Source organism: Variovorax sp. RA8, from assembly GCF_901827175.1.
Taxonomy (GTDB): domain Bacteria; phylum Pseudomonadota; class Gammaproteobacteria; order Burkholderiales; family Burkholderiaceae_C; genus Variovorax.
This window is the reverse complement of the sequence record NZ_LR594662.1, coordinates 2622199-2636265: the sequence shown is the minus strand read 5'-3', so window position 1 is coordinate 2636265 and position 14067 is coordinate 2622199. Positions and strand designations below refer to the sequence as shown.

12 protein-coding genes are annotated in these 14067 nt (G+C 69.1%); 3 read left to right on the top strand and 9 right to left on the bottom strand.

What is annotated here, in order from left to right; all coding sequences use genetic code 11:
* Positions 1-22: 22 nt before the first annotated feature.
* On the bottom strand, positions 23-1123 hold the full coding sequence (locus tag E5P3_RS12415) for a glycosyltransferase WbsX family protein (protein WP_162586255.1): 1101 nt from the start codon (positions 1121-1123) through the stop codon (positions 23-25).
* A gap of 269 nt (positions 1124-1392) precedes the next feature.
* Positions 1393-1701 carry an acylphosphatase gene (locus E5P3_RS12410; RefSeq protein WP_162586254.1) on the bottom strand — a complete coding sequence of 103 codons (309 nt, stop codon included), beginning with the start codon at positions 1699-1701 and terminating at the stop codon, positions 1393-1395.
* 169 nt (positions 1702-1870) lie between these two features.
* Between E5P3_RS12410 and E5P3_RS12405 the strand changes: the two genes are divergently transcribed.
* Positions 1871-3268 carry an FAD-containing oxidoreductase gene (locus tag E5P3_RS12405; protein WP_162586253.1) on the top strand — a complete coding sequence of 466 codons (1398 nt, stop codon included), beginning with the start codon at positions 1871-1873 and terminating at the stop codon, positions 3266-3268.
* A gap of 489 nt (positions 3269-3757) precedes the next feature.
* On the opposite strand, the gene E5P3_RS12400 is transcribed toward E5P3_RS12405, so the two are convergent.
* From E5P3_RS12400 to E5P3_RS12390, 3 genes are read right to left on the bottom strand one after another with little or no spacing between them, the layout of a single operon-like run.
* Positions 3758-4723 carry a Bug family tripartite tricarboxylate transporter substrate binding protein gene (locus E5P3_RS12400; protein ID WP_162586252.1) on the bottom strand — a complete coding sequence of 322 codons (966 nt, stop codon included), beginning with the start codon at positions 4721-4723 and terminating at the stop codon, positions 3758-3760.
* Between the two features lie 52 nt (positions 4724-4775).
* A complete protein-coding gene (locus tag E5P3_RS12395; RefSeq protein ID WP_232073109.1) occupies positions 4776-5204 on the bottom strand; it encodes an AtuA-related protein in 429 nt (142 codons plus the stop codon).
* The gene (locus tag E5P3_RS12390) at positions 5201-6583 is read right to left on the bottom strand and encodes an acyclic terpene utilization AtuA family protein (protein WP_162586251.1); all 1383 of its coding nucleotides are present in this window, start codon (positions 6581-6583) and stop codon (positions 5201-5203) included. The genes E5P3_RS12395 and E5P3_RS12390 overlap by 4 nt, the downstream gene beginning before the upstream one ends.
* 105 nt (positions 6584-6688) lie before the next feature.
* Between E5P3_RS12390 and E5P3_RS12385 the strand changes: the two genes are divergently transcribed.
* Entirely contained in the window at positions 6689-7600 is a 912-nt protein-coding gene (locus tag E5P3_RS12385; protein WP_162586250.1) for a LysR family transcriptional regulator, read from the top strand.
* Between the two features lie 164 nt (positions 7601-7764).
* On the top strand, positions 7765-9249 hold the full coding sequence (locus E5P3_RS12380; RefSeq protein WP_162586249.1) for a nucleobase:cation symporter-2 family protein: 1485 nt from the start codon (positions 7765-7767) through the stop codon (positions 9247-9249).
* A 42-nt stretch (positions 9250-9291) separates the two neighbouring features.
* Here E5P3_RS12380 and E5P3_RS12375 read toward each other — a convergent pair whose 3' ends face one another.
* From E5P3_RS12375 to E5P3_RS12360, 4 genes are all read right to left on the bottom strand, one after another.
* Complete coding sequence (locus E5P3_RS12375; RefSeq protein ID WP_162586248.1) at positions 9292-10158, bottom strand: aldo/keto reductase; 867 nt, start codon at positions 10156-10158, stop codon at positions 9292-9294.
* A 91-nt stretch (positions 10159-10249) separates the two neighbouring features.
* Complete coding sequence (locus tag E5P3_RS12370; protein WP_162586247.1) at positions 10250-11680, bottom strand: MmgE/PrpD family protein; 1431 nt, start codon at positions 11678-11680, stop codon at positions 10250-10252.
* Between the two features lie 25 nt (positions 11681-11705).
* Positions 11706-12710 (bottom strand): Bug family tripartite tricarboxylate transporter substrate binding protein, encoded by a 1005-nt coding sequence (locus E5P3_RS12365; protein WP_162586246.1) that lies wholly within the window; start codon positions 12708-12710, stop codon positions 11706-11708.
* A gap of 25 nt (positions 12711-12735) precedes the next feature.
* Positions 12736-14067, bottom strand: coding sequence for an MmgE/PrpD family protein (locus E5P3_RS12360; protein ID WP_162586245.1), 1332 nt, complete (start codon positions 14065-14067; stop codon positions 12736-12738).

The window sequence follows — 14067 nt, the reverse complement described above, 5'->3', positions numbered from 1 at the left end:
CGTCCGGTTGGCGCGCGGCGGCTCAGCCGCCGCCGTTGCGTCCGACCACGGAATGGATGGCCTCCAGATAGGCCGTGCCCATGTCCTCGTCAGGCTCCAGGTAGGTGCCCTCCGCCCATTCATTCCACGCATTGATGAAGATGAAGCGGGCTCCGGCATCGCTGGCTCTCTCGTAGAGCTGTGAAAAACCGGTCCGGAATGTGTCGACATCCACGTTGCGCATGACCAGGCTCGTGTCCAGCCGCCTGCGCGGACTGTTGTCCCAATCGACGAATGCGCCGGGGTACTGGCCCGGCCGCACGGGACGGCTGGCAAGCGCCCGCCACATCGCCCGGTAGTCCCTGCTCCGGGGCGCGTAGGGGCCCCTTCCAAGATAGCGCCAGCACAGCCGGCTGGCTCCATTCACGAGCTTCTCGGAAATCCTCAGGTGGAGCGGCAGGTGCGCCTGCGTGTAGAAGGGCTCGAACTCCGAATAGGCGTCGAAGAGATGGCTGCGCTCATCACGGCCGAACACGGTCAGCATGCTCACGACGTGCAGCCCGGGGAAGCCGCTCTTCACCGCCAGGTTGCGCCAGCAATCCAGCATGTCGCCGCACTCGGCGATGCTGGCGCTGCGGTAGATGAGGATCACCGGGCAGCCATCCACGCGGATGTAGCGCGGGTCTCGAAACGCCCTCTCGAGATGCCGGTAGTGAGCCTCCCAATGGCTCTTGTCGCCGTAGCTCTGCGGCATCAGGACGTGGCGGTCGCCGCCATCCCAGACGCGCGTCCAGGGTTCATTGGCCCATGCCAGGCAGAACGGGAAGTCGGGCGCACCCCGCCGCAGCATGGATTCCAGCGGCCGCTCCAGCAACTGGCGGCCCGCGAACCAGTAGTGGTAGTAGCAGAAGCCGCCCAGTCCGTGGGCCTTCGCAAGCTCGGCCTGCCAGTCCTGCGTGCTGGGATCCGACAAGTCGTAATAGTGGCCGTGCAGCGGCACGCGGGGCTGTCGGTGCCCGCGGAATCCCGGCCGCGCCTTCCTGACGTTCGTCCACTCGGTGAAGCCTTCGCCCCACCACTGGTCGTTTTCCGGGATGCGATGAAATTGCGGCAGCAGGAATGCCAGCAGCTGCGGGCTGCTCATCAGAATCGCGACCCGTTTTCAAGCTGCGTAGTCCAGCGCACGGGCCGCAGAAATCTGGCTTGCGCGGCGTTTCGGTCTACGTCGATACCCATACTCATTCATACCCTCATGTGTTCGGTGCCTGCGTGTGCGGCAGGCGGGATGCCGGAAAATTCATCCTGAGGCAAGCGCCAGCAGGCATCCCTTCGCATGAGTACGTTTCGTTTGTAGGCGCATCCCTACCGCGCCGTAGGACACGTGCCGAGGCCACCGCCCTCGACCCCGACGGCTCACGCAGCGGGCAGGATGTCGAACCCTTCCAGTGGCAGCGACGGCGCGTGCACGACGCTCTGCTCCAGCCCCTCGACCCGCGCGCCGGGCACGCCGTGGCGCAGCCAGTCGCACATCTGCGCCAGCTGCTGCGGCGAGCCCTGAAGCAGCGCCTCGACCGAGCCGTCGCGGCAATTGCGCACCCAGCCGGCGATGCCATGCGCGCGCGCGTGACGCATGCAGCTGGCGCGGAAGCCGACGCCCTGGACGAGGCCGCGCACACGCACCAGGCGGTGCTCGATCGGTGCGTTCTCGTCGTGGGGCTGCATGCGTTTCCTTCGGTGATCGCGGGCGGTCCATTGTCGACCTGCTCCGGGTAGACACCAACTCCATGTCCCGAGGCCAACCTGCAGCTCACGACGCACGGACCGGACCGCAGCTGGATCTGGTCAAGGCGCTCCTGGCCTGACACACTGCGCGCTTCCAAAGGAGATGCACATGGACGAGCCATTCGACGCCATCGTCATCGGCAGCGGCCAGGCCGGCCCCGCGCTGGCCGCCCGCCTCTCGCAAGCGGGCCGGCGCGTCGCGGTGGTGGAGCGCCATCGATTCGGTGGCACCTGCGTCAACACCGGCTGCATTCCGACCAAGGCGATGGTGGCGAGCGCGCACGTGGCGGCGCTGCTGCATCGAAGCGAGGAGTACGGCGTCTCGATCCGGGGCGAAGCCGCGGTGGACTTCGGCGCGGTGATGGCGCGCAAGAGCCGCATCTCCGGCAAGTCGAGCGAGAACGTCGAGAACTGGCTGCGCGGCATGCCGGGCGTCACGGTGATCCAGGGCCATGCGCGCTTCGAAGCGCCCGGCGCGGTTCGCGTGGCCGATCGGCTGCTGCGCAGCGATCGCATCTTCGTGAATGTGGGCGGCCGCGCGAGCGAGCTGGCGCCCGAGATCCGCAACGGCGTGGACGTGCTCAACAACTCGTCGCTGATGGCACTCGATCGACTGCCCGAGCACCTGGGCGTGGTCGGCGGCAGCTACGTGGGGCTGGAGTTCGCCCAGATGTTCAGGCGTTTCGGCTCGCGGGTGACGATGCTGCAGCGAGGCGCGCAGATCGTGCCGCGCGAGGACGCCGATGTGGCGGCTGCCTTGCAGGAGATCCTAGAGCGCGAGGGCGTCGAGATCCGCACGGGCACGGAATGCTTCGCGCTGCGGCGCGAGGGAGAGCGCATCGCCGCGCGCTGGCGCTGCGGGGACGACCAGGACGAGTTCCTGTGCACGCACGTGCTCAACGCCACCGGGCGCCGGCCCAACACCGATGACCTGGGGCTGGAGCGCGCCGGCGTCAAGGTCGACGAGCGCGGCTTCATCGAGGTCGACGACCAGCTTCGCACCTCGGCGGAAGGCATCTGGGCGCTCGGCGAATGCAACGGCCGCGGCGCCTTCACGCACACGGCCTACAACGACTTCGAGATCGTCGCCGCGAACCTGCTGGACGACGACCCGCGGCGCGTGGGCGATCGCATTCCTGCCTACGCGCTCTACACCGACCCGCCGCTCGCGCGAATCGGCATCACCGTGGGCGAGGCGCTGCGCTCGGGCCGGCCGACCCTCATCGGCGAGCGTCCCATGTCCCGGGTCGGGCGCGCGGTGCAGAAGGGTGAAGAGCAAGGTTTCCTGCGCGTGCTGGTGGATGCGCAGACGCGCCACCTGGTCGGTGCGACGCTGCTGGGCGTGGAGGCCGACGAGGCGGTGCATGCGCTGCTGACGCTGATGTATGCGCGGCAGCCGGTGTCGACCGTGCAACGCGCCGTGTTCATCCATCCCACCGTGTCGGAGCTGCTGCCGACGGTGCTGGGTGCACTGCGGCCGCTGGAGGCGCCTCCAGCGCAGGACTGAGCCGCGGATCCCCTGCGCCGTTCGCGCCCTTCGCGCATGGGATATCCGACTGTGTCTTTGCTCGGTAACGCGCTTGTCAGCGCGTGATTTATTTGTTAGCCGCGCTTGTGGCTAAGTCCGGCGCCGGCAGCGCCCAAGGCGCCCCGGCCAGAGGGAAATTTATCCCCCGGGCCCGTTGATAACGTTGTGGACAACCCAGAGAGCAACTCATCCGTGCGAGGCCCCACGGGCGTTCCGACGGAATGCCCGTCAAACAGGCATCCGTGGGCACGAAGCGACGCAATCGCATCGAGCCACCGGGATTTGGCATCATTTCGCGAACTTAAGTATTCGCAACCTTTTACAAGCGGAGACAAAGCACCCATCAAGCAACATGGCTGCGCGCAGTGTCGCGATCACTGATGCGGCGGCGAAGAGTGCGCGCCGGCGGCGCGCCTCCTGGTCTGTTGCATGCTCGTCTGCTGGTCGCGGTGCGTCGTCGGGAGCCGGCTACTCGGCCTGGATGCCCGCGGCCTTCACGATGCGGCCCCACTTCTGCGATTCGGCGGTCTGGAACTTCGCCAGCTCCTCGGGCGTGGTGGTGAACACCTCGGTGCCGCTCGGCTCGTAGAAGGCCGCCTTGGCAGCCTCGCTCTTCGCGGCCTTCACCAGCAGCTCGTTCAGGCGATTGACCACCGCGGGCGGCGTCTTCGCGGGCGCGTAGGCCGCGAACCAGTAGCCCATCTCGTAGCCCTTGACGCCGGCCTCCGCGATGGTGGGCACGTCCGGCGCCAGCGGCGAGCGCTTGGCGCCGGAGACGCCGAGCGCGCGCAGCTTGCCCGCCTTGACCTGCGGCAGGCCGGTCGCCGTGTCGGTGATCATCATGTCGATCTGCCCGCCGAGCAGGTCCGTCACGGCCAGGGGGTTGCTCTTGTACGGCACGTGCAGCAGCTTGATGTCCGCCAGCTGCTGCAGCAGCTCGCCCGCCATGCGGCTGGACGAGCTGCCGCTGCCGAAGCTGTGCTTGCCCGGCTCCTTCTTCGCGAGCGCGACGAACTCGGCCACCGTCTTCGCCGGAAACTCGGGCCGCACCACCATGATCTGGCCGCCCTTGCCCAGCCCGGCCACCGGCGCGAAGTCCTTCACCGGGTCGTAGGGCAGCTTCTTGAACAGGTGCTCGTTGGCCGCGTGCGTGGTGTTGGTGGTGATCAGCACCGTGTAGCCGTCGGGCGCGGCCTTGGCGACCTGCTGCGAGGCGATGAAGCCGCTCGCGCCGGCCTTGTTGTCGATCACCACCGGCTGCTTCGTCTCGGCCGTCACGCCGTTGCCGAGCGCGCGCGCGATCTGGTCGGTCGCGCTGCCGGCCGCGAAGGGCACGACGAAGGTGATGGGCTTCTCGGGGAAGCCCTGGGCCGTGGCGCCGCCTGCGGCCAGCAGCGCGGCGAGGGCCAGCGAAAGGGATGGCAATCGGATCATGCTTGTTGTCTCCTGGGGTCGTTGAATGGATGAATGAAAAAAGGAACGACGCTCAGCCCTCGGGCGGCCCGACCAGCCGGTGCAGCAGCGCATCCGGCACCTCGAGCGGCATGTCGAGCAGCAGGAAGGACAGCGCCTTGCCGTGCGCATCGAGATTGAGCGCGTCGTTGACGCCGCCGTCCAGCACCCCGTCGAGCACGAAGTTCATGGCGCCGAGGCGCGGCAGCAGGAAGCGCTGCACCCGGCTGGGCGCACGGTGGCGGAATTGCGCGGCCACGGCTTCGGGCGTGATCTGCTCGGCCAGCAGCGGATAGAGCTCCGGATGCCAGGCAATCACGCTGATGTTGGAGCGATCGCCCTTGTCGCCGGTGCGGCCGTGCGCGGCGCGGAAGAGCGGGACACGATGCAGCGGCAGCGTCACTGGAGTACCTGCGCCTTCGGCTGCGGCGCTATTCGCCTTCGGAACGGCCGCGCGGCTCATAAGGCAACCTCCAGCATCTCGAAGCGCACCGGCACCTGCTCGCGCGGCAGCAGGCACGAGCGGATGTTGAGGCGCGGCGTGAGCGCGGTGCGCACGCCGCCGCCGCCGGCCGGGCCGCAGGTGTAGAGCGCCATCACCTCGCGCGTCAGGCGCTCGGCCTGCGCGCGCTCGTCGTGCACCGCCGCCACGCGCAATCGCACGTCGCGTGCGTCGCCCGCGGGCGTGGCCGCCATCGCACGGCCGCCGTCGTCGGCCAGGATGCTGATGGCGCCGATCAGGTCGACGCGCAATTGCAGCCCCGCGAGACGGCTGCGCAGGATGTCGGCCGCGAGCCGGGCCCGGGCCTCGGCGCGTGCGCCGGCATAGGAGATCTCGCCCTCGGCCAGCCAGCCGCCTTCGTGGCAGACGTTGACCTTGTAGTGCGCGGGCCGCGCATGGCCGCGCACGCCGGACAGCGTGACGCGATCCGCACCGGCAGCGCGTACCTCGGCCTCGGCGATGTCGGCCACCACGTCGGGCGTGAGATAGGCGGCCGGGTCGTGCACCTCGTAGAGCAGTTGCTCCTTCACCGTGGCTTCGCTCACGAAGCCGCCGGTGCCCTCGGCCTTGCCGAGCGTGCAGCCGCCATCGGCGTCGATCTCGGCGATCGGAAAGCCGATCGAATCCAGTCCCGGCACATCCTTGTAGCCCGGGTCGGCGAAGTAGCCGCCGCAGACCTGCGCGCCGCATTCGAGCAGATGGCCGGCCATCGTGGCGCGGCCGAGGCGCTCCCAGTCGTCGGCGCGCCAGCCGAAATGCGACATCGCCGGCCCGACGGTGAGCGAGGGATCGGCCACGCGCCCGCAGACCACGATCTGCGCGCCGGCATCGAGCGCGGCGGCGATCGGTTCCGCGCCGATGTAGGCGTTGGCGCTGACCACGCGCATCCCGTCCATCGCCGCGCCCAGTTGCTCGCGCAACAAGGCGCGATGCGAGGAGCCCGAGAGATCGTCGCCCTCCACCACCGCGATGCGCGGTGCCGGTGCGCCGAGCTCACGGGCCAGGCGGGCGATGCGGCGCGCCGCCGCGCGCGGGTTGGCGGCGCCGAAGTTGCTGACGATGCGGATGCCATGCGCAAGGCAGCGCGCCAGCACCGGGCGCAGCATGGCGTCCAGCAGCGGCTCGTAGCCCGCTTCGGGATCGGCGCGGCGGCGCAGCTGGGCCAGGGCCAGCGTGCGCTCGGCCAGCGTCTCGAAGATGAGGAAACCCCGCTGGCCCGCGGGGCCGCCGGCGAGCCGGGCGACGAGGGTGTCCACCACGGCGCCGGCGGCGTCGGTGCGGTCGCCGGAGAAGCCCGCGGCGCAGCCGATCAGCAGGGAGGATGCAGGCGATGAACTCATGCGTGTCTCGTGTTGTGACAGCGACTGTAGGCCTTCCACAGTCATCCGTAAAATTGAAACTTCGGATTGGCTCATTCGATTTTCAGATCAATGGAGGAACGGATCGTGGCCGCCACGGAGCTCTCTACCCGCCAGCTGCGCGCTTTCGTCGCGCTGGTCGACCTACCCAACTTCACGCGCGCCGCCCAGGCCTGCCATCTCTCGCAGCCGGCCTTCAGCACGCTGATCCGCGCGCTGGAGCAGGAGGTGGGCGCGAGGCTGTTCGACCGCAGCACGCGCAGCGTGCAGCTCACGCCCGAGGGCCGCCTGTTCGAAGCCTCGGCGCGGCGGCTGCTGGCCGATATCGAGCGCGCCATCGGCGATCTCGGCGACCATGTGGAGCGGCGCAAGGGCCGCGTGCACGTTGCCGCCCTGCCCTCGCTGGCCGCCGGCTGGCTGCCCACGCTGTTCTCGGACTTTCACGCGCAATGGCCCGGCATCGAGCTCCAGCTGAGCGACCAGTTGTCGGACGCCTGCATCGACCTCGTGCGCGGGGGCCAGGCCGACTTCGCGCTGGCCGCCGCAGGCAGCCGCGCAGCCGACAGCGCGGAGTTGCGCATGCGCGTGCTGTGCACCGACCGCTTCCACCTGGTGTGCCGCGCCGACCATCCGCTCGCGACCGAGCCCCGGCTCACGCTGCGCAAGCTGCAGCCCTTCTCCTTCATCCACATGACGCGCAACAGCAGCGTACGGCAGGCGCTCGAGGTCGCGCTCCACCCTTTGGCGATGAACACCGTGCTGGAGGTCGAGCAACTGGCCACCGTGATGGGCATGGTCGAGGCGGGCCTCGGTATCAGCGTGGTGCCCACGCTCACCCTCTACCAGTTCAGGCGAGAGACGATCGCCATCCGGCCGCTGCCGCTGCCGCAGCTCACGCGGCGCATCTACCTGGTGCAGCGGCGCGAGGGCAGCCTGTCGGCGGCCGCGCGGGGGCTGCATGACATGGTGGTGGAGCGGCTGGGCTCGCTGTCGATCTGAAGGTGTTCGCCGCCGCCTCGCGAGACGAAAAGCGAACGCCCAAGGGCTCGGGTTTTCCGCCATACAGTCGCGTTCATAGTTTGTATACAGTTTGGCGTACACACCTGTGAGCCATCGACACCCGGCCGGCTCGCCCCTTCGCCATCCGCGCCAGGAGCCTCTGCATGACTGCTTCCTCTTCCTCCGTCCACCCCGTCGACGAGCGCCTGCCCGCCGGCAAGCTCACCGCCCTCGGCCTGCAGCACGTCCTGGTGATGTACGCCGGCGCGGTGGCCGTGCCGCTGATCGTCGGCCGCGCGCTCAAGCTCAGCCCCGACGAGGTCGCGCTGCTGATCTCGGCCGACCTGTTCTGCTGCGGCATCGCGACGCTCATCCAGGCGCTGGGCGCCACGCAGTGGTTCGGCATCAAGCTGCCGGTGATGATGGGCGTGACCTTCGCCTCGGTCGCGCCCATGGTCGCGATCGCCAACGCCAACCCGGGCCAGAACGGCGCACAGCTGCTGTTCGGCGCCATCATCGGCGCGGGCGTGATCTCGATCCTGATCGCGCCGCTGGTCTCGCGCATGCTGCGCTTCTTTCCGCCGGTGGTGACCGGGACCATCATCGCGGTGATCGGCATCAGCCTGATGCGCGTGGGCATCAACTGGATCTTCGGCAATCCCGTGGGCCCGACGGCGCCGGCGCTGGTCGACCCCGTCTACGCCAAGTGGCTGGCCGAGGTCACCTCGCCCGGCAGTTCGGTGCCGCCGATCCCCAAGGGGCTGGCCATCGTGCCGTCGGTCCCGAACCCCAAGTACGCCGATCTGGGCGGCCTGGGCATCGCTGCGCTGGTGCTCGTGTCGATCCTGGTGATCGTCAAGTACGCGAAGGGCTTCGTCGCCAACATCTCGGTGCTGCTGGGCATCGTGATCGGCGCGGTGGTCGCCACGGTCTTCGGCTTCATGACTTTCGAGAAGGTCGGCAAGGCCGCCTGGGTCGACGTGGTGCTGCCCTTCCACTTCGGCATGCCGCAGTTCGACCCGATCCTCATCCTCACCATGACGTTGATCATGATCGTGGTGATGATCGAGTCCACCGGCATGTTCCTCGCGCTCGGCGAGATGACCGGCCGCAGCATCGGCCAGAAGGACCTGGCGCGCGGCCTGCGCACCGACGGCCTGGGCACGCTGATCGGCGGCGTGTTCAACACCTTCCCCTACACGAGCTTCTCGCAGAACGTCGGGCTGGTGGCGGTCACCGGCATCAAGAGCCGCTTCGTCTGCGTGGCCGGCGGCGTGATCCTGATCGTGCTGGGCCTGCTGCCCAAGATGGCGGCGCTGGTCGAATCACTGCCCACGGTGGTGCTGGGCGGCGCGGGCCTGGTGATGTTCGGCATGGTCGCGGCCACCGGCATCCGCATCCTCTCGGGGGTGGATTTCAAGGGCAACCGCCACAACGCGATGATCGTCGCGGTGTCGATCGGCATCGGCATGATTCCGCTGATCGCGCCCAACTTCAAGCAATGGATGCCGCACGCGATCCACTCGCTGGTGGAGTCCGGCATTTTGCTGGCCTCGATTTCGGCGGTGCTGCTGAACCTGTTCCTCAATGGCGCGAAGCACGACGAAGGCGCGGTGATTGCTGCGGCCAAGCAGGCCGAGGCGCATTGACGAGGGGTGAATGCCGCGGGTTCGCAAAGCGCCCAGGCTTCTTCAGATCATCGCCAGCGGCTTCTTGCGCCGCGGCGGCGGATGCAAGCGGTCGATCTCCGCAAGGTCGTCCGCGCTCAGCTCCAGGTCAGCGGCAGCCAGGTTCTCGCGCAAATGCGCTTCGCGCACGGCCTTCGGGATGGCAACCACGCCGGGCTGCGCGATCACCCAGGCGAGTGCGAGCTGTGCCGCTGTCACGCCCAGCCGCCGGGCCATCTTCTGGAGTGCCGCGTCGCTCGCCAACGCGCCCTGGTCGATCGGGCTGTAGGCCATCATCGGCATGCCGCGCTGGCGTTGCCACGGCAGCAGGCTGAACTCCGGACCGCGCTCGCTCATCGAGTAGTAGACCTGGTTCGCCGCGCAGTCCAGCGGCTCGCCACATACCGTGGCCAGCTCTTCCATGTCATCGGTGTCGAAGTTGCTGACGCCCCAGTGCGCGATGCGGCCTTCGGCCACGAGTTGACGCATTGCCTCGCAGGTTTCGGAGAGCGGATGCTCGCCGCGCCAGTGCAGCAGATAGAGGTCGATGCGATCCAGCCCGAGCCGCGCCAAACTGCGCGCGCAGGCGGCCGGCGTTCCCGTGCGGCTGGCGTTGTGCGGATACACCTTGCTGACGACGAACAGCTGCTCGCGCGCCACGTCGCCGGCGCGCAGCGCCTCCGCGATGGCCTGGCCCACCACTTCCTCGGCACCGCCCTCGCCGTACATCTCGGCCGTGTCGATGAGGCGGTAGCCCATCGCCATGGCCGAGCGCACCGCGGCGACTTCCGCGCGCCGCTGGGCGGGGTCCTCGCCGAGGTGCCAGGTGCCCAGGCCGAGCACGGGAAGCCGGCCGCCGGTGGGGATCTCGAGGGTGTCAGGCCGGGTCATGTGCAGTTCTCCGAAATTCGGCCCTTCATGTTAACCACGCTGCTCCAGCGCGGGTGTTCATTGGAGTCACTTCGGAACCGCCAGGCAAGGCTCATGCGTGCCGCACTTCGGCGATCGTCGATGCGGTCAGCATGGCATTGAGTGGCGTCACCGAGCCGGCAGCGAAGACACCGTTGGCGAGGCGAAGAATCTCGCCCGCGCGCGCGGCGCCCACCGCAACGGTGGCCAGCGACATGAACTTGCGCTCGATCTCCTCGTGCGCCATCGGGTTCTCGGGCATGCCGCGCGAATAGTCGACGCGCCGGCTGATGGTTTGCCCGCCGCGCGTGACGACGGTGACGCGACCGCCATAGATCTCGGGATACGCCCGATCGATCTCGGGATCGATCTCGATCTCCACACGCTGCGCCAGCGCGACCGTGCGCGGCTCTACGATGCGCTCGGGCGTGAACTGCTCGAGCAAGGCCTGGCCGTCGCACATCGCCACCGCAATGTTGTAGCGCAGGCTCATCTGCGCGTTGAGCACGGAATCGGCCTGGTAGTCGAAGCCGGTCTGTGTCTGCACCACGCTCGCGATGCCCGCGACCACGCGATCGACGTCGTCGATGCCCAGCCGGTGCTCGCGCATGATGTCGATCGCTGCATCGACGCAGGCATGATTGCTGCCGCAGCAGGCGTGCGGCTTGAAGCAAGTCGCGTCGGAATGCCAGGTGCTCCCGAGCCCCTCGGTGATGCGCCCGGGCCTCGGCGCATCGGACATCGCGAACAGAAAACCTCCGTCCTCCGCTTCGAGGATGTACCGAGGCCCTTCGAAGCCTCGCGCCGCCAGCAGCGCCGCCGTGACGCCATCCTGCGCCGCCCGTCCCGGGTGCATGCGCTTGCTCATCGAGCCGTCGGCCGTGAATGCCCAAAGGCCCGCCGACTGCGTGCCCGCGAGGCCGAGCGCGCTTGCCGTGGTCCCGGCATCGAGGCCGAGGATCACGCAGGCAGTGGCCGCCGCCGCGAAGGTGCCGCAGGTGCCGGTGAGATGCCAGCCCCGCATCCGCGCACGACCGGGATTGGCCGCCAGGCTGACGCGGTTCATCGTCTCGTAGCCCGCCGCGATGGCGGCCAGCACGACGCTGCCTGGCGCGCTCTCGCGTTCGCCCAGCGCCAGCGCGACCGGCACGACGATCGCACCCGGATGGATCTTCGCGCGGCTGTGGTCGTCGAAATCGAAGCTGTGGATCGCGGTGCCGCCGGCCAGCACGCTGTGGCCGACGCTGACCCGCTGTCCCGCGCCCCAGAGCCCGGCCTCGGCCGGCCCGCCCTGCTCACCCGCAAAGGCGCTCATGGTGCGGCCCCAGGGCGTGGTGAGGCCGTAGAGCCCGCAGCCGATGGCATCGACCACGGCCTTGGCCAACACCTGCCGCGTCGCATCGGGCACCGCCTCGGCCCGGAGCGACGAGACGAACTCGGCCAATGCCAGCGTGATGCCGCGGTGCTCGCGGGCGAGCGACTTCCAGGCGTTCAGGTCGTCCATGGGCGTCTTCTCTCTCTTCTCGATGTCAATCGGCCTTGGCGCCGGAGTCGCGCGCCACCTTGCCCCAGCGCGCGGTCTCCTCGCGCATGAAGACGGCGAAGGCCTCGGGCGACGGATGCGTCAGCGGCTCGACGCCGACCTTGACCATCGCCTCCTTCACCTCCGGCGAATGCGCGACCTTGACCAGCGCGGCATACAGCTTGTCGACGATCGGCTTCGGCGTCTTGGCCGGCGCCATCACGGCGAACCAGTTGAAGGCCAGCAGGCTCGGCACGCCTTGCTCCACCGACGTGGGCGTATCGGGCAGCGAGGGCGCGCGCGCCTTGTTGGTGATGGCGATGGGGCGCAGGCGGCCATCGAGCACCATGGTCTGCAGCGCCGGCAAATCCATGATGACGCCATCGACATGCCCGCCGACCGTGTCGGTGACCGCCGGCCCCGCGCCCTTGTAGGGCACGTGCAGGATCTTGCCCTTGGTGGCCGTGCGCAGCAGCTCGATCGCGAGGTGCGGCAGCCCGCCGTTGCCCGACGACGAGAGTGTGACCTCGCGGGTTTTCGACAGCGCGATCAGCTCCTGCAGGGTCCTGGCCTGGACCGACGGATGCACCGCCACCAGCTCCGGCGTGTTCGCGACGGTCGTGATGCCGACCAGGTCGTTCAAGGCGTCGAAGGGCATCTTGGCGTAGGTGCTCGGGCTGATGACCAGCGGGCTCGCGCTCGCCAGCGTGATGGTGTAGCCATCGGGCGCGGCGCGGGCGACGAACTCGGTGCCGATCAGCGCATTGCTCCCCGGCTTGTTGACGACCACCACCGGCACGCCGAGCGCATCGCCCAGGCGGGGCGCGAGGATGCGCGCGACGATGTCGTTCGATCCGCCGGGCGGAAAGCCGACGATCAGGTTGATCGGCCGGCTCGGATAGTCCTGCGCGAGCGCGAAGCCGCCTGGCGTGGCCAGCATCAAGGCGCCGAGCGCGGCCGCGCCGAGCAGCCGGCGCCTGGCGGCCGGGCGAGGGATCGAAGTCGTGGTCATCAAGTGGTCCTTCTGCATGTTGAAATCAGTTGGCGGGGGCGAGAAGTGCGGCGATCGATGCGCCGTCCGTGTGCTCCATGCGCCCGATCGCCTCGCGCAGCGCGTGGGCTCGCTCGCCGAGGCGCGGCGCCGCGAGGGCAAGGAACTTCCGCTCGACGTCCTGCCGGGACAGCGGCCATTCGGGCTCGCCCCGCGCATTGGCTACAGCACGCCGCACGCGCCGGCCCGAGGCGAGTTCCGCCTCGACCCACGCGCCGCGCTCCGCGGGATAGCGGGCGTCGAGTGCAGGGTCGATGCGCACCTCGACGCGCGCCATCATCGCGCGGATCGCGGCATCGGCGAGCCGCGCGTCCGTATAGCTGAAGATCGGCGCGTCGCCGTCGACGAAGGCCAACGCGACCGAGAACCCGATGCTGAACTGCGCCTGATCGCCGTTCAGCGGCGGCTCGATGGCGGCGGCGCGGGTCACGCTGTCGACTGCGACCGTGAGGTGGCGCACGTCGCCGGCGCTCAGCCCTTCGGCCGAGATCAGTTCCAGGGCCGCATCGAGCGGCGCATGGTTGCCGCGGCAGCCTGCATGGCGCTTCAGATAGGTCTCGCCGATGCGCAGCTCGCTGCCGAGCCCCGCGGTGACGGCCGCCGCATCGGCGCCGGGGCCGAAGGCGGGCAGGAAGCCGTTTTCGAGCACGAGCGGGGCTCCCTGGCATCCGGCCTCGGCCAATGCGGCGGCCACCATGCCGCCTTCGCAGGTGCGCGCGACCTGGAGCGGCTGCGTGGCCGAGCTCTTCAATGCTTCCTTCAGCCCGATGCCGAGGTTCGCAGCGATCGCGATCGCATCGCCGCATTGGGCCGGCGAGAGACGGCGCAGCCGCGCGATGGCAGCGGCAGACGACACGGCGCCAAGCACCGCGGTGCTCTGGAACCCGCGCTGCACGCAGGCGGGATAGATCGCGCGGCCCAGCCGGAGAAAGATTTCGTAGCCGGCGAGCACGGCGGCCATCATCTCCGTCCCGGCTGCGTTGCGCTGCTGCGCATCTGCGAGCACCACCGGCACGACCACCGACGAAGGATGGCCGCCGGTGAAGCGTGAGCCGTCCTCGAGGTAGGTCGAATGCGTCGCGAAGCAGTTGACCAGTGCCGCCTCGCGCGCCGAGCGCGTGGCCGCCTCGCCCCAGACCCGGATGCTTCCGGCCGACTCCAGCACCGGATCGAGCACGCGATGATGGCCCAGCGCCATGCCCGCGAGCCCCGCACCCAGGGTGTCGAGAACGCGCAGCTTGACGGCATCGACGACAGTGCTCGGCAACGCGGCGGCGTCCACGCCGGCAGCAAATTCTCCAAGGCGTCGCGCCAGCAT